The sequence below is a fragment of the Deinococcus taeanensis genome, assembly GCF_020229735.1.
Lineage (GTDB): Bacteria > Deinococcota > Deinococci > Deinococcales > Deinococcaceae > Deinococcus > Deinococcus taeanensis.
Window position 1 is genome coordinate 157,924 of the sequence record NZ_CP083458.1, and the last position, 18,758, is coordinate 176,681.

14 protein-coding genes and 1 pseudogene are annotated in these 18,758 nt (G+C 67.0%); 12 read left to right on the plus strand and 3 right to left on the minus strand.

Going from position 1 to position 18,758, the window contains the following annotated elements; translation table 11 throughout:
* The first annotated feature begins 154 nt into the window (after window positions 1-154).
* From LAJ19_RS18480 to LAJ19_RS18495, 4 genes are all read left to right on the plus strand, one after another.
* Window positions 155-1,678: a DNA-3-methyladenine glycosylase 2 family protein gene (locus tag LAJ19_RS18480; protein WP_225524293.1), complete on the plus strand. Its 1,524-nt coding sequence runs from the start codon at window positions 155-157 to the stop codon at window positions 1,676-1,678.
* Window positions 1,611-2,465: an isocitrate lyase/PEP mutase family protein gene (locus tag LAJ19_RS18485; RefSeq protein WP_225524294.1), complete on the plus strand. Its 855-nt coding sequence runs from the start codon at window positions 1,611-1,613 to the stop codon at window positions 2,463-2,465. The genes LAJ19_RS18480 and LAJ19_RS18485 overlap by 68 nt, the downstream gene beginning before the upstream one ends.
* A 178-nt stretch (window positions 2,466-2,643) precedes the next feature.
* A complete protein-coding gene (locus LAJ19_RS21770; RefSeq protein WP_255639920.1) occupies window positions 2,644-2,811 on the plus strand; it encodes a hypothetical protein in 168 nt (55 codons plus the stop codon).
* Between the two features lie 75 nt (window positions 2,812-2,886).
* Window positions 2,887-3,258: a hypothetical protein gene (locus tag LAJ19_RS18495; RefSeq protein WP_225524296.1), complete on the plus strand. Its 372-nt coding sequence runs from the start codon at window positions 2,887-2,889 to the stop codon at window positions 3,256-3,258.
* 841 nt (window positions 3,259-4,099) lie between these two features.
* On the opposite strand, the pseudogene LAJ19_RS22200 reads toward LAJ19_RS18495, so the two are convergent.
* Window positions 4,100-4,405: pseudogene (locus tag LAJ19_RS22200) on the minus strand (S26 family signal peptidase).
* Between the two features lie 406 nt (window positions 4,406-4,811).
* Between LAJ19_RS22200 and LAJ19_RS18505 the strand changes: the two are divergent.
* The 3 genes from LAJ19_RS18505 to LAJ19_RS18515 all read left to right on the plus strand — a co-directional run bounded on the left by LAJ19_RS18505 (window position 4,812) and on the right by LAJ19_RS18515 (window position 7,764).
* A complete protein-coding gene (locus tag LAJ19_RS18505; RefSeq protein ID WP_225524297.1) occupies window positions 4,812-7,127 on the plus strand; it encodes a ribonuclease H-like domain-containing protein in 2,316 nt (771 codons plus the stop codon).
* An 87-nt stretch (window positions 7,128-7,214) separates the two neighbouring features.
* Window positions 7,215-7,358 (plus strand): hypothetical protein, encoded by a 144-nt coding sequence (locus tag LAJ19_RS18510; protein ID WP_225524298.1) that lies wholly within the window; start codon window positions 7,215-7,217, stop codon window positions 7,356-7,358.
* Between the two features lie 73 nt (window positions 7,359-7,431).
* A complete protein-coding gene (locus tag LAJ19_RS18515; protein ID WP_255639923.1) occupies window positions 7,432-7,764 on the plus strand; it encodes an SOS response-associated peptidase family protein in 333 nt (110 codons plus the stop codon).
* A 1,513-nt stretch (window positions 7,765-9,277) separates the two neighbouring features.
* Here the strand turns inward: LAJ19_RS18515 and LAJ19_RS18520 are convergent.
* On the minus strand, window positions 9,278-10,036 hold the full coding sequence (locus tag LAJ19_RS18520; protein WP_225524299.1) for a DUF72 domain-containing protein: 759 nt from the start codon (window positions 10,034-10,036) through the stop codon (window positions 9,278-9,280).
* A gap of 116 nt (window positions 10,037-10,152) precedes the next feature.
* Between LAJ19_RS18520 and LAJ19_RS18525 the strand changes: the two genes are divergently transcribed.
* The 3 genes from LAJ19_RS18525 (at window position 10,153) to LAJ19_RS18535 (ending at window position 14,095) form a co-directional block, all read left to right on the plus strand.
* Window positions 10,153-11,250, plus strand: coding sequence for a nitric oxide synthase oxygenase (locus LAJ19_RS18525; RefSeq protein ID WP_225524301.1), 1,098 nt, complete (start codon window positions 10,153-10,155; stop codon window positions 11,248-11,250).
* A 372-nt stretch (window positions 11,251-11,622) separates the two neighbouring features.
* Window positions 11,623-13,056 (plus strand): pyridoxal phosphate-dependent decarboxylase family protein, encoded by a 1,434-nt coding sequence (locus tag LAJ19_RS18530; RefSeq protein WP_225524303.1) that lies wholly within the window; start codon window positions 11,623-11,625, stop codon window positions 13,054-13,056.
* 166 nt (window positions 13,057-13,222) lie between these two features.
* Window positions 13,223-14,095 (plus strand): hypothetical protein, encoded by an 873-nt coding sequence (locus tag LAJ19_RS18535; protein WP_225524304.1) that lies wholly within the window; start codon window positions 13,223-13,225, stop codon window positions 14,093-14,095.
* A gap of 38 nt (window positions 14,096-14,133) precedes the next feature.
* Here the strand turns inward: LAJ19_RS18535 and yidD are convergent, their stop codons facing one another.
* On the minus strand, window positions 14,134-14,430 hold the full coding sequence (yidD, locus tag LAJ19_RS18540; protein WP_225524305.1) for a membrane protein insertion efficiency factor YidD: 297 nt from the start codon (window positions 14,428-14,430) through the stop codon (window positions 14,134-14,136).
* A gap of 563 nt (window positions 14,431-14,993) precedes the next feature.
* Here yidD and LAJ19_RS18545 point away from each other — a divergent pair.
* Together LAJ19_RS18545 and LAJ19_RS18550 are read left to right on the plus strand one after the other, a co-directional pair.
* Window positions 14,994-16,229 (plus strand): S8 family serine peptidase, encoded by a 1,236-nt coding sequence (locus tag LAJ19_RS18545; protein WP_225524307.1) that lies wholly within the window; start codon window positions 14,994-14,996, stop codon window positions 16,227-16,229.
* 3 nt (window positions 16,230-16,232) lie between these two features.
* Window positions 16,233-18,698, plus strand: a complete 2,466-nt coding sequence (locus LAJ19_RS18550; RefSeq protein WP_225524309.1) for a putative bifunctional diguanylate cyclase/phosphodiesterase — start codon at window positions 16,233-16,235, stop codon at window positions 18,696-18,698.
* Window positions 18,699-18,758: the final 60 nt, after the last annotated feature.

Sequence of the window (18,758 nt, forward strand, 5' to 3'; positions counted from 1 at the left end):
ACCAGGTGGCAGAGCTGTGTTCGCGCACCCGCTGCCCGCCCAGGACCCTGCGGTGCCCACAGCAGCCGGCTTCACCCCAAGGCGTCATTTCGGGGCAAAAAACCCAGCCATGAATCCGGTAGATGTCCACCCGGCACGCGGGGACAATACCTGCATGGCTGCGCCCCTTCACCGTGAGCTGATGCTCGACCGCATGCTCGCCGCCGACCGCGCCTATGACGGCCGTTTCATCACTGGTGTCCTCAGTACCGGCATCTACTGCCTCCCGTCCTGCCGGGCCCGGAAGCCCAAACCCGAGAACGTCGTCTTCCACTTCTCCCCCGTTCAGGCGCGCCATGCTGGCCTGAGACCCTGCCTGCGCTGTAAGCCCGACGACTTCTACGCGGGCGTTCACAGTGACGAAGCCCGCGTCGACGCCCTTGCCGCCCTGATGGCACGCTCGCCTGCGGCCGTGCGGAACGTGGCCGAGCTGGCCCGGGCAGCGGACGTCAGCCCCAGTAAGGTGCACGACCTGTTCCGCGTCCACCTGCACACCACGCCCGTGGAATGGCTCACCCGGCAGCGGGTCAGGCACGCACAGCACCTGCTCCTGACCACGTCCCCCTCGGTTGCCAAGATCGCCTTTGAAGTCGGCTTCGAGAGCCTCTCCGCTTTTGGCAAGCAGTTTCGCCGTATGAGCGCCCTGACGCCTCAGGCCTACCGGCGCCTCCCGCAGGCCGGGGCCATCCACCTGAACCTTCCACAGGGCTATCCCACGACCGCCATCCTGCGTGATCTGGGCCGGGATCCGTCGAGCCTCACCGAACGGGTCGAGGGCCAGGTCTACGCGGCGGCCTTGCGCCTCCCGTCTGGCCCCATTGCCGTGCAGGTGGAGTTTTCACCTGGCACCGCCCGCTGCACCCCGATCTTCCCAGCGAAGCCTTTAAGCCTGGACTGGGCGCAGTTGCACGGGACCCTCGTGAAGCGACTGGGTCTCCACACCGATCCCAGCCGCTTCGAGACGCACCTTGCTTCCACGCCCGACCTCGCCTCCCTGCTGGACGGCGGCCGTGGCCTCCGGATGCCATTGGTCGCCGATCATTTCGACGGCCTGCTCTGGTCGGTCGTGGGACAGCAGGTGAAGTTCAGCTTTGCCTGCACGCTTCGCCGGCGCATCACCGAACGCACTGGGGAGCCACTTCCTGGCGGACTGTTCGCGCCCCCAACCGCTGATGCCGTCGCTGCCTTGAACGAAGCCGACCTGGTGGGCATGGGCCTGACCCGCGCCCGGGCCGGGTACCTCCTAAATGCCGCCCGGCTGGTGGCGCAGGGCAGACTTTCTCTGCCCGCCCTGGCCGCCGGCACGGCGACCCGCGCTGAACGCTCCCTGCTTGCCCTGAGCGGGCTCGGCCCGTGGTCAGCGAATTACGTAATGATGCGTGTCTTCGGTTTCCAGGATTGTGTTCCGCTGGGTGATACGGCCCTGGCCACGGCCCTTCAGGAATTCTTCGGCCTGCACGCCCGGCCAGACCGGGATCAGACCACCACCCTGATGGCCCGCTTCTCGCCGCACCGCAGCCTCGCCACGTTCCACCTCTGGCGCTACGTCCAGACCCACCAGGAGACGTTTCATGACCATCACCCCTCTGTCGATCCCTGCGTCCCTGGCTCAACGCTTCCAGCAGCTGCATCAGGCTGAGCGCGGCTTCCTGCTGCCCAACGCCTGGGACAGCGCCAGCGCCCGACTCTTCCAGGCGGCCGGCTTTCCCGCGATCGGCACCACCAGTGCCGGGATCGCCTACGCCCGCGGCCGGCAGGACGGCCAGTCCCTGAGCCGGGAGGAAATGTGCCGGGAAGTGGCCGCCATCGTCAGCGCCGTGGGGCTGCCGGTCAATGCCGATATCGAGGCGGGATACGGGGATGCACCCGCCGACGTGGCCCGAAGCGTCACGGACTTTACCGCGGCAGGCGCAGTCGGCCTGAACCTGGAGGACGCGACGGGCTCGGCTCACCAGCCTCTCTACGCACTGGAGGATCAGCAGCGTCGTCTGGAGGCCGCCCGAACGGCCGCGGACGCCACAGGGGTGCCGGTGTACCTGAATGCCCGCACGGACACCTACATCTCTGGGTTCGGGGCGAGTGAGGCCGAGCGCCTCGCCGAGACGGTCAGGCGCGGCCGGGCGTACCTGAGTGCTGGCGCGGACAGTGTCTTTGTGCCGCTCGTGACGGACCCAGCGACGATCCGGCTGCTGGTCTCCGAACTGGGCGGGGCAGTGGCGGTGATGGCGTTTCCAGGCGCGCCGTCCGTGGGGACCCTGCTGGATGCGGGCGCCACGCGGGTCAGCCTGGGGCAGAGCGTCATGCTCGCCACGCTGGGCCTCACGGCCCGGATCGCCCGGGAACTTCAGGAGTCAGGCACGTCTGAGGCCATGCAGGGCAGCTTCTACGGGTTTGACGAGGCCGAGCACCTGTTCGGTTTGGTGTGATGAGCAAAAAGTCCATCCTCGGGCCGACCGGCGCTCAAGCGCGTATGCCAATGGGATAAGAATGATCTGCCGGACGACAAGCTGTGCCAGAGCACTTGTGGCAGGATCAGGCATACAGACCCTGTCAGCGCATCGCCCGTTGCTTGTTCTCGACCTGGACGACACCCTCTGGCACGGCATGGCTGAGCCCAGAGTGCCTGAAGGGGACCGTTTTCTCCTTCAGCCATCCCTCATGATGTTTCTCGAACGCGTGACCGAGCGCCATGACCTCGCGGTGGAGACCGCGGCCAGCGGAAACTGGATGACGGCGGGCCTTGATGTCACAGACCACGCTCTTTACAACTGAGCCAGAACGGAGGTCGAAATCACGACCACCTATGCGTTGTCAACCTCTCCGTAGACCCCAGCCGACCACCTCCGCATGTTTCGGGAGGCGGGCCTGAGCGTGCAGCACTGCTCGCACGCCGATCACGGCTCGCGTGCGTCTCAAAAAGCGCTCGCCTCCATCAAGACGGAGCACGTTGATTTCGACGTGTACCTGAACGCGACCGGCGGCGCCGTCGCGCCAGACATCGTGCAGACGGCAGAGGCGGTGCTGTCCAGGATCGTGGAACTTGATGCCGCGGCCAGGGCTGTGCAGACCGATCCGAGTTATGAAGACTTTCTGGCGTCCGTCGACGTCACGCGGGAGGAGATTGAGCTGCGCTACTACGCTGGCACCGTCAACACGGAGTGGGGCGCCTTTTTCGTGCGTGGCAAGCACGGTGAATTCATATTCGACACGCTGGGTTGACCCCAGCGGGAGCTTCCCTGCCTCTTTCTTCTACGAGGTCCGGAAGGTACCGTTCGGCCGGTCGCCACCAGGGATACAACACTTTCATCACGAGTTCCGCACCCGGGGCCGGCAGGATTTGCCGCTGTGCCGCGAAGAAAGTACTGACGCCCGATGGCAGCAGCCGTGACCTCAACCTTGGGGCTTTTTTGATGTTGAATCCGTACCTTGACGCATTCGAGCTGCCCCTTGGTTCCATAACTCCACGTTGTAGCCATGCCCGCTCAGTAGTCTGACGGCCTCAGGGACCCAGGAGTCCATGATGGCAACGGGGCGGTGGACACTCAGCCACCTTGAAATCATTACCCCGTCTCCGAAGAGCACATGAGCCTTCCAAAACCCGGTGAATTCGCAGAATCCATGCGTGCCGACCTGTTCCATTCCTGGAAGGCTGCCGGGAATCGGACAGGTCGATGCCGTCTTCGCGGGCGTTCTTAAAGACGGGTTTAAGGTTGCTGCGAGACCTTTTGAATGCCGGGCTGGGGCAGCAGTATGTCCCGCTGTTCCTGGGCACTCAGCTCGGAATGACGCGCCGTGACGGCGCGTTCATCGGTGGGAGGCCGGCCAGTCACCCGTTCAGTGCAGACACCAGCCCAGCGAAAAGGGAGACGCGGGCCCTGCACGTGAGCATATCTGTCAAGACCAGGGGCGTCGGGCCCGCGTGGAGGCCGGGCTTCTGTTCGCCACGGACTCCCCGGCGCGAACGAAAAGATCGCCGGATGTCACCCCCGGTGGAGGCCGGGGGCGGGGCGCACCAGCACCTGCACATTGCGGACTTTCGCCCCGCTGAACGCAGCCGCCGTCATGGCGGCGCCGTTCCCAGCACATCAGCGGCCGCACGGCCCACAACCTCCCGCTGCGGGATCGTCCCGAAGGCTCTGGAGTCCTCGCTGCCACGTGCGATGCGGTTGTCCCCCATCACGCAGTAATGCCCGGCTGGCACTGTCATTACCGGCGCATCGCCGAGCACGCCCTCTCTGGGGAGGCGTTCTTCAGGTCACTGCCCGTATCTCAACATCCCCTGTACCTGCCAGGAGGCGGAGGCGGTGGTCCAGCGGGAATACAGCGGCACGCCGTTTGCTGTGACCTCTCCCGCCTGAACGCCCACCCGGTCGCCCGGCAGGCCGATCAGCCGCTTGGGCAGAGAGGGCCGGTACGACCAGGCGCCGCCCAGGGTGACGCGGTTGAGCTCTGGAATCTACGCGGCCACGGCTTGAGAGGTTTGAAAATCAGAAAGCCGCCGCGCTTGAACTCACCCACGCCCGCCCATTGCAGCCACGTTCCGTACTTCGGTACCAAGACGCGCTCATGGTCGCGGGCCTCATGCTCACCTCGTCCGCGCCCATTAGGGGAGCGCCAAACGGAATGACGACAGGCGCCACCGGCAGGCTCAGGAAACTCTTTCCCGATGTCCTGGGGCCATGGGGGCGGAACGGGAAAGTGTTCGTTGCTGTGCAGGGTAAAAACCTGCGGGTGGTTCAGGCAACTGTTCTGAGGCCGGCATAATGCGCGGCATGCATCTGCCCCCTGCCGAACTCACTGCTGGCGCCGCATCCCGGCCCGGAATCGTGTCCGTTCATGCCGGGGCCGATGGAAGCGTGAACGTCTGGCGGCGCGACCCGCAGACAGCGGCACTGTTCATGGACACCACCCGGCAACGCGGTTGGGTGTACGCCCGGCATCTGAGCGACCTTCAACACCTGCGCGACCAGCTCAATGTGACTGCGGACCCTGCCCCGGCGCAGGCCCCCTATCACGCCCAGGATCTCGCTCCGGACGGCCGTATTGATGAGCGCGCCTACCGGTACCTCCTGAGCGGACCCAGCCCACGGCAGCTCGAGAACGAGATCCTGCGGGGCGCCATGATGTCCCGCAGCTTGAGTGTCCGGCCGTCGCTGGGTGATCTCAGCGGCTATGTCCGGCTCGGGTACGTGGAGCAGTACCTGATTTCCACCGGCCAGACCTACCACCAGAACCTGACGTTCGACGATCCGGTCCGGCTGCAGTTCGATCTGGAAACCACCTCGCTCAGCCCGGACGAGGGCCGCATCTTTCTGATTGCCGTGCGCGACAACCGCGGCCTGGAGACCCTCCTTGAGGCCCGGCAGGCGGCCCGGGAAGGGGAGATGATCGAGGCGTTCCTCCAGCTTGTCCAGGACCGGGATCCGGACGTGATCGAGAACCACTTCATTCACGGCTTCGACCTGCCGTTCATCACGGCCCGCGCCCGCAAACTCGGCATTCCCTTCCGGCTTGGACGTGCTGGGGACGGCCTACCCTGGACGGTGGACGACGGAAGCCGCACGCCCCTGTGGGCCTGCCCGGGCCGGGAGGTGCTGGATACGCTCGACGCCGTGCGCCGGCTCCACCTGCCGTCAAGTGGCCTTAAGGCGGTCGCGCGGCATTACGGGATTGCCCCGGAGGACCGGGTGTACCTCGAAGGGGCCGAGATCGTCAGCACCTACCGCGACCACCCGAAGCTGGTGCGGCAGTACGCGCTTCAGGACGTGCAGGAGGTGGACGCACTGGCGCGGATCGTGCTTGCGCCGAGCTTTGCCCTGGCGCGCCTGACGCCCCGGCCGTACCACCGGCTGACCCACGCAGGCCCGGCCAAGGGCGTGCTCGAACCTATGCTGATCCGCGCGTATTACGAGGCGGCCCGGCCGTTCCCTGCATCAGAGAAGGGACACCCTGAGCCGCACCGGGGCGGGCACGTGCAACTGCATGCTGAGGGCGTCCTGAACCACGTTGTGAAAGCGGACGTGGCGAGTATGTACCCCAGCATCATCCGTGCGGAGGGGATCGGGCCGCGGCAGGATGAACTGGGAATCTTCAACCGCATCGTGAGTGACCTGACCACCCAGCGGCTGGAACACAAACGGCAGGCCAGAAATGAGGCGCTGAGTGAAGCGGAGCGGCGCGAGCATCACGCCATGCAGGACGCGATGAAGCTGATCGTGAATGCGGCGTACGGCTACCTGGGAGCGGGCCGGCTCGCCCGGATGGGTGACCGCGGGGCTGCCGATCAGGTGACCGCCCGGGGGCGGGCGCTCCTGCAGCAGGTCACGGCGGCCCTGGAGGCCCGCGGCGTGCAGCTTATCGAGTCGGACACCGACGGGGTGTACTTCAGTACACGGGAGCCCATTGGGGAGCAGGCGGAACGCGGATTGATCGCAGCCGTTTCCGCCACGCTCCCGGACAGCATCACGCTGGAGTTTGACGGCCGCGCCCGGGCGATGCTCAGCCACCAGGTCAAGAATTACGTGCTGCTGCGGTATGACGGTACGCTCGACGTCAGCGGGGCGTCGTTCGAGTCCAGCCGGTCGGAGCGTTACGGCACGAGCTTCCTGCGCACGGCGCTGAACGCCTTGCTGCGCGGGGATGTGCCCGCAGTGCAGGCGGCGTTCCTGGAGGTGATGGGTCAGCTCTCCAGCCGGGCCTGCACCAATGCCGACGTCAGCACGCGCGTCCGGCTCGGGAAGACTCGTGAGGCTTACGCCCAGACGCGGGAGAAGCGCAAGGAAGCGCACCTGGAAGCGGCCTGGCAGACCGGGCTGCCCTTCAGGGTGGGCGACCGGCTTGATCTGTACGTGCGTGAGGGGCAGGGGCTCACGGTGATGACCGACCCTGACGGGCATGACTACGACGTGAAGCACTACCAGGCGGCCCTGGTGCAGAACTACGCCACGCGGCTGCGCAAGGCGCTGGATCCAGCGGACTGGGACCAGTTGTTTGGATGCCGTGGGCCGGGCCTGTTTGACCGGCCTGTGCAGGACATGCAGGTGGGCTGGAGGCCAGTGGCGGATCAGGAGCGTTCAGGGGCGCCGTAACCTCCGGGCGGCGCCTGCCTGGACCTCGTGTGGGGGAATTAAGCTGAAAACGTAATTCCTGAGCCCACTCGAAAGGAAGCTTCACATATGTGCGGACGCATTAAACTCACCCTCACCGACCTCATGCACCACACCCTGCGTAACACCTTCCAGATCGACGCTGCCTGGCCCGAACAGAGCGAAGTGCGCCCCACCGACCAGGCGGCCCTCCTCACCCGCACAGACACCTGAAGCCTCAGGAGCGGCCAGTGGAGCCTGATCGAACCTGAAGGCGGCCAGGAAGTACACCGCCTTCAACGCCCGCATCGGGACCGTCAAGCGCAGCACGTCCTTCAGGGAAGCGTTCGGGTCCGGTGGGCGCTGCGTGCTCCCCCTGAACGTCTTATTTAAGTGGCCGAACGGAAGCAAGGTCCGCATTGCCCGCCCCGACGACCGGCCCCTGCTGGCCGCGGGCCTCTGGAGCCAGCAGGACTCGCCGGACAGTCCTCTGGTCAGTTGCACGGTCATCACCCGGCCGCCGACAGACGACCTGAGGGACGTGCACAACCGGATGCCAGCCCTGCTGCTGACCAAAGACCGGACCGCCTGGCTGACCGCCGCACCCAGAGAAGCCAAAGCAGTGACGCTCGGCCGTTAGCAACCCGGGCTGCTCACGGTCACCCCCGCTTCCTGACACCCCTCCCCCACACTGGTGATCCGCCAGCCGTTCCTTGCGCCGACACACGAACGTCCCCCGGTTGAACAGCTCACCGGCCAGGGCGCCCCAGCACAGCCTGGCGTGTGCCAGAGGCCCCAGGCAATCGACGGGACGCTGGTCCCCACAAGACGATGAAGTGCAGGAGCAGATCCGGGAACACACCGAACAGCCGGCCCGCCTCAACCGGAATCACAGGCTCAGACCGGCCCGGCGCCAGGACCGCGTGTCTGGAACCAGATTCACCGGCACGTGTAAATTCTGGAGCAAGTCCTTGCGCCGCGCATGCAGGACATGAAACGCAGCCGGCGACTGTGTGCAGGGGCAGCTCAGCCCCCTGACCAGTCGCGTGACCCAGAGCAGAAACCGGCAAGGGTAGTATGCCCCTTCGGCCTGAGGGCAGTCCGTCCCCTGAGCGCCGCGATGCTGGGGTTCGCGGCAGTGTCTCGGGGTTCATGTTTCGCCGGCTGGTGTGGGCGGCGGCAGGGTGGACACACTGCGCAGCGACTCTGCAGAGAGGGCAGGAGGGGGAGGGCGTGCAGGGTCCACGAGTCCACAGCAGGTCAGTCACGATGAGAAGAGACGGGCCAGACGCCTGAGGGGTGAGAGGATGGCGGCGCAGAGCCGGAGGGCAGAGGCAGAGAAGACCAGCACCCGCCTCTCCTCAGCCCAGGCCTGGGCTCCCCGCTTAGGGCCGCCGCCCACGCCACCCGCAGCAGGACCAATTCTGTAAAGAGGCGACCGGTGGGTCGCCTCGGAAGGTGCGGGTGACTGGGCTCGAACCAGTCAGGGGCCTGCGTCCAGCCCGCTCGCGCGTCCGTTTTTGGGAAGGTGGACGCTTCCCTTCTGTGGAAGGAACTCAGCATCGCAGAAACACCGGAAAGGCGTGTGAGGCGTATTTTTTGCACTCTTTATGGAATGAGGGGGGGTGCAACGCGGGACAGCCCCTCGGTGGACCTGACGTGCATGCGGGACTCGAGGCCGGACATCGGCGGCATGCGGCGAGCAACAGGATCAACCTTGCAACCAGACCGGCCGCAGAACCAGACCAGCCACCCTCTCCCATGTAGGAAGAGCGAGTCAAGGGCGTTGCCGTGCATCGTCACCTTTTGAATGCCTGGCAGGGGATCATCCAGGTGCTGCCGGACAGCAGCTTGCCAAGATGTGGGGCCATGCTGCGTGGTGTGCACGGCGCGCGGAGCCGCGCAGTGGAACTCTGCCGAAGGACCGTTTTGAGCTGGTCTGCGTCGGTGATGAAAGGCAGTGAGGACAGCAGACCGTCAGCCTGCTGCCCTCGCCGTTACAGTCCTCCTGCCCCGTCGCCTGACCCACCTGTGTTCTGCATGGATGTGCGCTGACACTCCAGCTGGTCCTCCGTCCCCGGACGGCCCGGTGGGATGCCTCTTGGTACAGGCGCCCTCCATGGACCGTGGGCATTGTCAGATGCGGGCAGGCGTCACCGTGCGCGTTGCTCAGGCGTGTCCGGCGCTGTGAGGGCCGTCATCAGGGTCAGGGCATTCTCCACTGCGGCGCCCGCAGCCGTGTTGTCGAAGATGACCCAGGGAGATTCGGCCGCTGAAGTCTGACGCAGGTGCTGGGCGAGACCGGTGAGTGCTGCGTGCGGATAACTGGACGAGTACATCCGGGGTGAGCCGTGCCAGCGGTAATACACCGTCTGCCGCCATCCCCCTGGCGCTGCGGCGCCAGGAAACCGGGCTGGGTCCGCCGCCACCCGCCCGACCCGGTGGGTGATCAGGAGGGCCTGGGCGTCCGGACCGAACCACGAGGCGTGGCGGGGTTCGCAGGCCACGGGGACCGCCGTCCGGGCCCGCAGATCCTGGAAGAAGTTCGAGGCGAGGGCGTCGTCAAAGGCCAGGCTGGGAGGCAGCTGCACGAGCAGGCAGCCGAGCTTGTCACCCAGACCCCCGGCCTGCTCCAGGAAGGGGGCCATGAGGGCCTGCACTTCACGCAGCCGCGCCTCGTGCGTTATGGCTCTGGGCACCTTGACGCTGAACCGAAAGGTGTCCGGGACGCTGGCGGCCCACCGCTCGTAGGTGCTGCGCCGGTGCGGGCGGGAGAAGGACGAGTTGATCTCCACCGCCGGGAACCGGGTGGCGTAGCGCTGCAGCACGCTCGCACCCGGACCGAACTGCGTGGCCTGTTCACTGGAGAGGCCCCAGCCCGCGCAGCCGAGATGAACACCGACATCCGTCATGCCTGAGGGTGGCACGCCGCGGGCACACGGACAGCCACGGTTCTTTAAGATTCGGCGCCGCGCGCAGGGTCAGGAGGGACATTTCACTGCCCCGCGCAACGGCAGCATGGGGCCCTATGTCCGCCACGCCGCTCACCGTGAATGCCCGGGAAGCCCTGGACTTCCTGGCGCTCTACCATCAGGAAACCGGGCGTCCCGGCCTGAGGTCGCGGCAGGCGGACGTGGAACGCACGGGCACCCTGACCCTCAGCGCTGATGAGCTGACGTTCGGCGCACGCGTGGCGTGGCGCAACAGCACCCGGTGCGTGGGACGACTGCCGTGGGCGTCCCTGACGGTCCGGGACCTGCGGCACGTCACGGCGGCGCCCGACGTGTTTCAGGAACTTGTCCGGCACCTCCGCTCGAGCTTCGCGCGCGGCCGCATCCGGCCCACCATGAGTGTGTTCGGGCCAGGCGTCCACATTCACAACGATCAGCTGATCCGGTACGCCGGGTACCGCGCGCCCGACGGCACCGTCACCGGTGACCCGCAGAACGTGGCGCTGACCGAGCACCTCCGGCGGCTGGGCTGGGCGGGTGGCCCGGGCACGCCTTTTGACGTGCTGCCGCTGGCCATCGAGACGCACGGCGCGGTAACGCTGTTCGAACTGCCGCCGGACGCGGTTCATGAGGTCAGGCTCGTGCATCCGGAGTACCCCGCGTTCGCTGACCTGGGGCTGCGCTGGCACGCCCTGCCGGTGATCAGCGACATGACGCTGCACGTCGCAGGACAGCAGTTTGCCTGCGCGCCGTTCAACGGCTGGTACCTGGGCACGGAGATCGCGGCGCGCAACCTCGCTGATCAGGCGCGTTACAACCTGCTGCCGCTGGTCGCCCGGACCCTGTGCATCGGGACGCGCGACCGGCGCGCGCTGTGGCTGGACCGGGCGCTGCTGGAACTGAACGTTGCGGTGCTGCACTCCTTCGATGCAGCTGGGGTCCGGATGGCCGACCACCACGGCGCGGCGCGGCAGTTTCAGCAGTTCGAGACGTACGAACGCCGCGCCGGCCGGGCGGTCCGGGGCCGCTGGTCCTGGCTGATCCCGCCGATGTCACCGGCCACCACCCCCACCTGGCATCAGACTTACGACGAGACGGAAGTCACGCCCAATTTCACCCGGCAGACCCCGCGCTGGGGTGAAGTGCCCTCCGGGCGGTGCCCGGTGCACAGGTGACGCGCCCCACAACCTCTCCCCTCACCGGCCGCCGCGCCAGCGCCTGGCTGCTGAGCGCAAGTGCCAGTTCCTGTGGGTGAAAGACGGAAGCGCTCTGGCACACCTTGCGTTCCCCGGGGGACACTGTGACGCTTCTGCTCCCACGCGCCCAGCCCTGACCGCAGCTCCATGCCGTGCTTAACGAACCCCCACTGCGCGGCCTGGGAGAGTACAGAGCAGGTCCTCCCGCGCCAGGACCTTTCCCCTTGACCGGAGTCCACTGTGGGTCCGGGAACCGTCCGCCCGGTGGCCCCGGGCGCGGGCCGGCACCATCTAGACGATCATCCCCTGCCGTGCGTTGAGCGCCCTATTCATACCTGATGGGAGCCACACTTGAATCCTGAGGAATTCCGGACCGCCGGGCACGCCGTCATTGATTTCCTGGCGGACTATCACGCTTCGCTGGCCCAGCGCCCCGTGATGGCGCAGACCGCGCCGGGCGCGGTGCGCGCACAACTGCCGCCCACGCCGCCGACGCAACCGGAGGCGTTCGCTGGCGTGCTGGAGGATGTCCAGCAGGTGGTTCTTCCAGGGCTGTCGTTGTGGCAGCATCCCCGTTTCTTCGGCTACTTTCCCGCCAACGCTGACCTGAGCAGCGTGCTGGGCGATTTTCTCAGCACCGGACTGGGCGTGCTGGGGCTCTCGTGGCAGTCCAGTCCAGCCCTGACCGAAGTGGAAGAAGTGGTGACCGACTGGATGCGGCAACTGGTGGGGCTGCCGGACACCTTCCACGGGGTGATTCAGGACACGGCTTCAACCAGCACCCTGGTGGCGCTGCTGTGCGCCCGGGAGCGCACGACGCAGTACAGCGCGAGCCGCGCCGGACTGCAGGGCGAGGCGCGGCCGCTGGTCGTGTACAGCTCGGCGTACAGCCACAGCAGTGTGCAGAAGGCCGCGGTGCTCGCCGGGTTCGGCAACGACAACGTGCGGGCCATTCCCACCGATGACGCGTTCGCGCTGCGGCCCGACCTGCTGCAGGCTGCAATTCAGAGTGACCTTGAGGCCGGGCGGGTGCCCTGTGCCGTGGTTGTCTCGACGGGTACCACCACCAGCACCGCGCTTGATCCGGTGGCGGCGGTGGCTGACCTCGCCGAACGGTACGGCCTGTGGCTGCATGTGGATGCAGCGATGGCCGGCACGGCCATGCTGCTGCCGGAATGCCGCTGGATGTGGGCCGGCGTGGAGCGGGCAGATTCAGTGGTGCTCAATCCGCACAAATGGCTGGGGTCGGTGTTCGACAACAGCCTGTACTACGTGCGTGACGCGCAGCATCTCGTGCGGGTGATGAGCACGAACCCCAGCTACCTGCAGAGCGCCGCGGACGGTGAGGTGACGAACTACCGCGACTGGGGCATTCCCCTGGGCCGCCGTTTCAGGGCCCTGAAACTGTGGACGATGCTGCGCACGTCCGGGGTGGACGCGATTCAGGCGCGGCTGCGGCGTGACCTCGCCAACGCGCAGTGGCTGGCCGAGCAGATCCGGGCGGCGCCGGACTGGCAGGTGCTGGCGCCGGTGCCCCTGCAGACCCTGTGCGTGCGCTTCGCTCCGGCCGGCTGGGACGCCGACGCCCTTGACCGCCTGACGCAGGCGTGGTGTGCCCGCATCAACAGTTCCGGCGAGGCGTACCTCACCCCCGCCACGCTCGACGGGCGCTGGATGGTGCGAGTCAGCATCGGGGCCCTGACCACCGAGCGGGAGCATGTCGAGCAGCTCTGGGCCCTCATGCAGCAGTCTGCCACCGAGGTGGCCCGGGAAGAGACGGCATAACTCGCGCTGCCCGGTGCCCGCGGCTGCGTACGCTGTTCAGAAGGACCGGTGTTCAGACCCACACCCAACAAAACCTGCTGGGTGTGGGTCTGGTGACGTTGCGTTTCGATCCGCCTGTCAGTATGGTATGTTCAATCATAACTCCGGTTAGAGTCAAGGGAGACGCATGACGGACCTGCCAACAACCCATAAACTCCTCAAAGCCCTGCACGACCACGATCTGGATACCATTCTTCCCTACGTCCAGCACGTCCTCCCCGTGACGCCGCAGGTGGCGCGGGCCCACCTCAGCCGGTTCTTCACCCCGGACGACCCGGACCGCGTGGACCTCCGGCACCAGAGCCATGAGCTGCACAGTCACCTGCACAGCAGCGCCTACACCAACCTGAACGGGGCCGTCGCCAAACCCAACACCGCCCGTCTGCGCCTGAGTCTGCTCAGTAAGGCGTACACGCAGCTGATCGCACTGGGGGTCCTGAACGTTCACCCCATGCAGGGCCTCCCCCGCCCCATCAATGAACGTCGCCCCGCGCCGCTGATCACCCGGGAGGCCATTCAGTCCCTTCACAAAGCGGCGCGCAATCCCCTGCGCACGGCCCTGATCCTCATCGATGAGCACGCCCTGCGCACGCGTGAACTCACGACCCTCGCCTGGGGGCACCTGCACGTGCCGAGCGGCACCCTGACCAGAACGCACACCGCCACCCGCCTGAGCGACAAGGCTCTGGGTGCACTGCGCGAACTGTACTTCGAGGCGGGCGGACTTCTTGATGACGACTCTGACCTTCGCCCTGGGCCGGTGTTCCCGTGGCGCGCCGAGGCGGACCTGAGAGCGGACCTGTTCAAAGCCTGCCAGGACGCCCAGCTGTCGTACGTGACACCCGGAGAGCTGCGCCGCGCGTCGCTGCGCGATCGGCCGCATACGCCGGAAAGCGCAGGGTTCAGTCCTTTTGACGGAGACCGCCAGCTGCGTAAGGTTCGTGATCTCGCCGCGGAGGTGGCGGACGCAACCACTGCGAAGGCGTCCGAACCGCGCTGAGCGGCCGTCAGGCTGTCCGGAGCCAGGAAGTGCCGGGCTCAACCGCAGCGGAAGGGAATGGGCAGTGGCCCGCAGCAGCACACCCCCTGCACCCGGCCACCCCCGGTCACGCGACCAGCCAGGTGACTGTAGGCCTGACGGCAGGTGCCGAACCGGGCCACGATCGCCGCGCGGCCCCCGGCGAGGCCGTGTTCGGTGATGATGCGCGCCACCGCGGCGGAGCAGGACTCGCCGCCAAACAGCGCGGCGTGCGCGCAGCGGAATCCCTTCAAGGGCGACAGGTGACGCTGGTACGCACCGATGGTGGTCAGGGCGAGGACATTCAGGTCGGGCATACGTCACGGTAGTGACTGGCGGGCGCGCGCCCGTGCAGTTCCCATGAACCGGGGGCGATACAGCCCTCACGGAAGATTGGAGGCTCAGTTTCCAGAGCGACGCGGTCAGTGTTCCCGCTTGCACTGTGTCCCGCAGGGCACTCTGGTCAGGATGCTGACAGGATTCAGTATGACCCTGCAGGCTCCGCTCTCACGGCTGGCGTCGCCTGCTCCTCCGGGCGTCCAGGATTCGGGGCGCTCAGTCCAGTGGCCGCCACAGTGGGGTGACGCACACATGCCGCTGTCAGGCCATTTCATGACAACTTCGTGGCGTCGGCCAGTCGGGCAGGAATGGGCTGCGCCTCAGGCCAGGGCACTGAATCTCCTCGCACCGGCGCGGCCCCGGGCCAGATGTTGAGTGACGGCCCTGTCAGGGGCCGTCTCCTACGATAGAGGTAGGTTGTGCGCCTTCAGATTCCGTTGGCCGTCCTGCCAGCAGACATTTGAAAAGCGTGACAATACGGTGAATGTCTGTAGAATCAAAAGGGAGCGACTCGTTACCACATATCAAGGAGACCATCATCATGCGTAGCATCCTCACCTGCGCCGTCATCTCGAGCCTCCTCCTGATCAGCTGCTCCCGGACCACGCTGCCCCGGACGGATCGTCCAGCCACCCTGCTCACCGTGCCGGTCACGGCCACCACCACCGATCAGGACCTGCAGCAGTACGGCGGGACCGTGCAGCTGCGCACAGCGACATTCGCGGTGATTGGCAACCCCAGCCGTGCTGGCCTGGGGGCCCAGGCCAGCACCCTGGAAAGCAACCAGGACGCGATCAGCGTGCCGGAGGGAAGCACCTGGGGCAACGCCAAGGGCCTATGGGTGAACGGCGTGAGCACCTGGAGCAGCGCCAAAGGCCTGTGGGTGAACAGCGACGACGCCCTTCTTCCAGGTGCAGGCAATCTCTTCCGCGTCGAAAACGCTGGAAACTTCAGCGCCATTCATCTGGACGATCTGCTGAAAACCGGCCGCCTCGGCGCGGGCCAGGTGGTCGCGGTCATCGACACGGGATTCGACACGCAGCATCCTCTGCTGAGTGGCAATCTGACAGACGCGGGCACCTGGTACGACTTCGTGAACGACGACCGCGCGCCTGCCTTCAACGTGGTGAGCGGCTCCCCGAGTTACGGGCACGGCACCTTCGTGGCCGGCCTGGTCCGACAGACCGCCCCGAGGGCGCGCATCATGCCGCTGCAGGTCCTCAATGACGCCGGTGAGGGTGACATCGTGAACGCGGCGCGGGCCATCGTGTGGGCCGCTGACCACGGCGCGAACGTCATCAACCTGAGTTTCGGCACGGCGCAGAGCAGCCCGGCCCTGCGTGAGGCCATCCGCTACGCGCAGAGCAGACAGAGTCTCGTTGTGGCGGCCGCCGGCAACAGTGCCCAGGCCGTCATGGACCACCCGGCCGAGGGCCTGGACAGTGCCGCGGGCGGCATCAGCGTGGGCAGTCACGGCCCGGACCACGTGATCAGCGCCTTTTCCTCCTACAGCCCCCAGACCTACGCGTTCCTGCCCGGCGAGGCCCTGTTCTCCGCCTTCCCGAACAACCAGGCGGGGTACTGGAGCGGCACGTCCATGAGTGCGCCCATCATGGCCGGCATTCTCGCCGACCTGAATCAGAACGCCCTGACCGTGCAGTCGACCCTGAACGCCCTCAGCAGCACCCGGTACTCCATCAGCGCGCTGCAGGGCGCCGCTTACGCCGCCATCTCTGCGCAATCCGTCAGGCTGGACGTCATCGACCGCGCCCGCTGACGTATGACGGCCACTGACCTGGACAACATTGCCTCCGTTATCGAGGAGCTCAAGCACCACGGGCACAGCCGCGCCGAAGAACGGCTGGCCCGCATCACGCCGCGCACACCGGAGGTCCAGGGCCACTACGAGTACGCCCTGGGCCTCTTTCACCGGCTGCGCGCCGACCTGAACCGCGCGGCCGTTCACCTCACGCGCGCGTCCGAACTCTCCAAGGTGCACGGCCTGACCAGGCTGAGCGCCGACGCTGCGCTGCAGCTCGCCTACCTCCGGCTCGCGGCGCTCGACGGGGACGCGGCGCTGGCGCTGCTTCACGAGGCGCAGAGTGCCCTGCGGAGCATGCACGACACCGCCGGCGAGATTGCGGTGAAGTGCAACGTCCTGAACGTCCTGCTGGACCTGAATCATGTCTCGGACGCCACAGCGCTGATGCATGACCTGAAAGAGCAGATCGACGCGCTGCCCCGGGACGACCTCAATCCGAACGTTTACCTGAGCCTCCTGAACAGCCAGGGCCGCCTGTTCGAGAAGGCCGGGCTGGTGCAGGAGTCCACCCGCGCGTACGCGCAGGGCTATCACCTTGCGCTCAAGCAGCAGTCCACCGAGGCGCAGGAAATCTTCCTGCACAACCTCTGCGAGGCCCTCATCAAGCAGGGCCGCGCAGAAACTGCCCTGAAACGCATTGAGGGGTACCGCACCGGGCGCGACCTGCCGGCCAGCGACCTGCCGACCGGCCTGCTCACGCTGTACAGCTCGGCGCTCTCCAGAACAGGGCAGCACGCCCAGGCGGAGCAGGTGATCCGGCAGGCCATAGCCAGCGCGCAGCAGGACGGAGACCGCGAAACCGAGATTACCGCCCGTGGCGTCCTGGCCGAAATTCAGCTGGCGCAGGGCCGGCACGCCGACGCGCAGACCACAGCCGAACAAGCCCTGCGCAGCGTCCCCGACGATGACCACAGCGATCTGAAGACCACGCTGCTGTGGCTGTCCGCCACGGCGAGTGAAGCCATCGACCCGCAACAGTCCATCACGCACCTGAAAGCCCTGATCGAGATCAACCGGCAGGTGAACCGCGCGCTGATCGACCAGTACCTGCAGATTGCCCACACGGCCAGCCGCCTGGAGAACGCCGAGCAGCTCCTGACCCTGGAAAAACAGCTGCGGCTGGACGCCGAGGCGACCATCCAGCGTCAGGTGGACGCGCTGGAGAAAGGCCGGCTGTACGACCAGCTGACGGGGCTGCCCAACCGGGTGCTGCTGCACGCCCAGGTTGCGCAGCGCACCGCCCAGTCCGGCGAGTTTCTGCTTGTCACGCTGGACGTGAACCGCTTTCAGCTGGTGAACGACATGTACGGGCACGACGCGGCCGACGACATGCTGCGCGCCCTCGCCGACCGCCTGCGCGGCGCGCTGGCCCCCGGGGAGATGGTCGCCCGGGTGGGCGGCGACGAATTCGGTCTTCTGCTCTCCCACCCCCCCACCGGCGAGACCCTTACGGCGCACCTGCGCCGCGTGGTCAGCACGGTCAGTCAGCCGCTGCCCGTCGGCACGCAGGTGCTGCGCGTCTCCGCGTCGGTCGGCGCGGCCCGCTGGCCTGCGGACGCCACGAACCCCGAAGCGCTGCGCCGGGCGTCTGAACTGGCTCTGCTGGACGCCAAAGCGCAGGGGGAAAACCTGATGTTCTACGACGCCGGCGCGCACGCCCACGCCGGCCTGGAGGGCGCGCTCGCGCACGCCCTGGACCGCGGTGAGTACGAACTGCACTACCAGCCGCTCGTGGACACCCAGGCGCGGCGCATCCTCAGCGCGGAGGCGCTGCTGCGCTGGAATTCCCCCGAACGTGGCCTGCAGTCCCCCGGGACGTTCATGCCGATCCTGGAACGCGGGGATCACATCGTGGAAGTCGGCGCGTGGGCGCTGCGCGAGGCGTGCCGCGCCGCGCAGCAGTGGGGGGGCGTGCGGGTCGCGGTGAACCTCAGCGCCCGACAGTTCGCCAGCCCCGACCTGCTGGGGCAGGTCCGCGCCGCGCTGCGCGACACCGGCCTGCCCCCAGCGCTGCTGGAGCTGGAAATCACCGAGAGTCTCATGATGCAGAACCCGGACCGGGCCGCGCGCATCCTCGAAGCGCTGCGGGCCGACGGCGTGCGCGTGATGCTGGACGATTTCGGTACCGGATACAGCAGCCTCGCGTACCTCGCCCGTTTCCCCCTGAGCGGCCTGAAGATCGACCGGAGTTTCATTCATGACCTTGCGCAGGACCCACGCGGCCACAGCGCCGCTATTGTGCGCGCCATGGTGGGCCTGAGCCGCGACATGGGCCTGGAACTCGTGGCTGAAGGCGTCGAGACCCTGCAGCACCTGCAGCTGCTACAACGGGAGGGGATTCACGTCATGCAGGGCTACTACTTCGCGCGCCCCACCCGCGACTGGCGCCCCGCGCACCTGCCCGCCCCCCCCGACCTCCAGTAACGCCCCAGGCCGCTTCCTCCCCATCCCGGCGCAGCGCGCCCTTCAGGGAAAGCGCCGGGC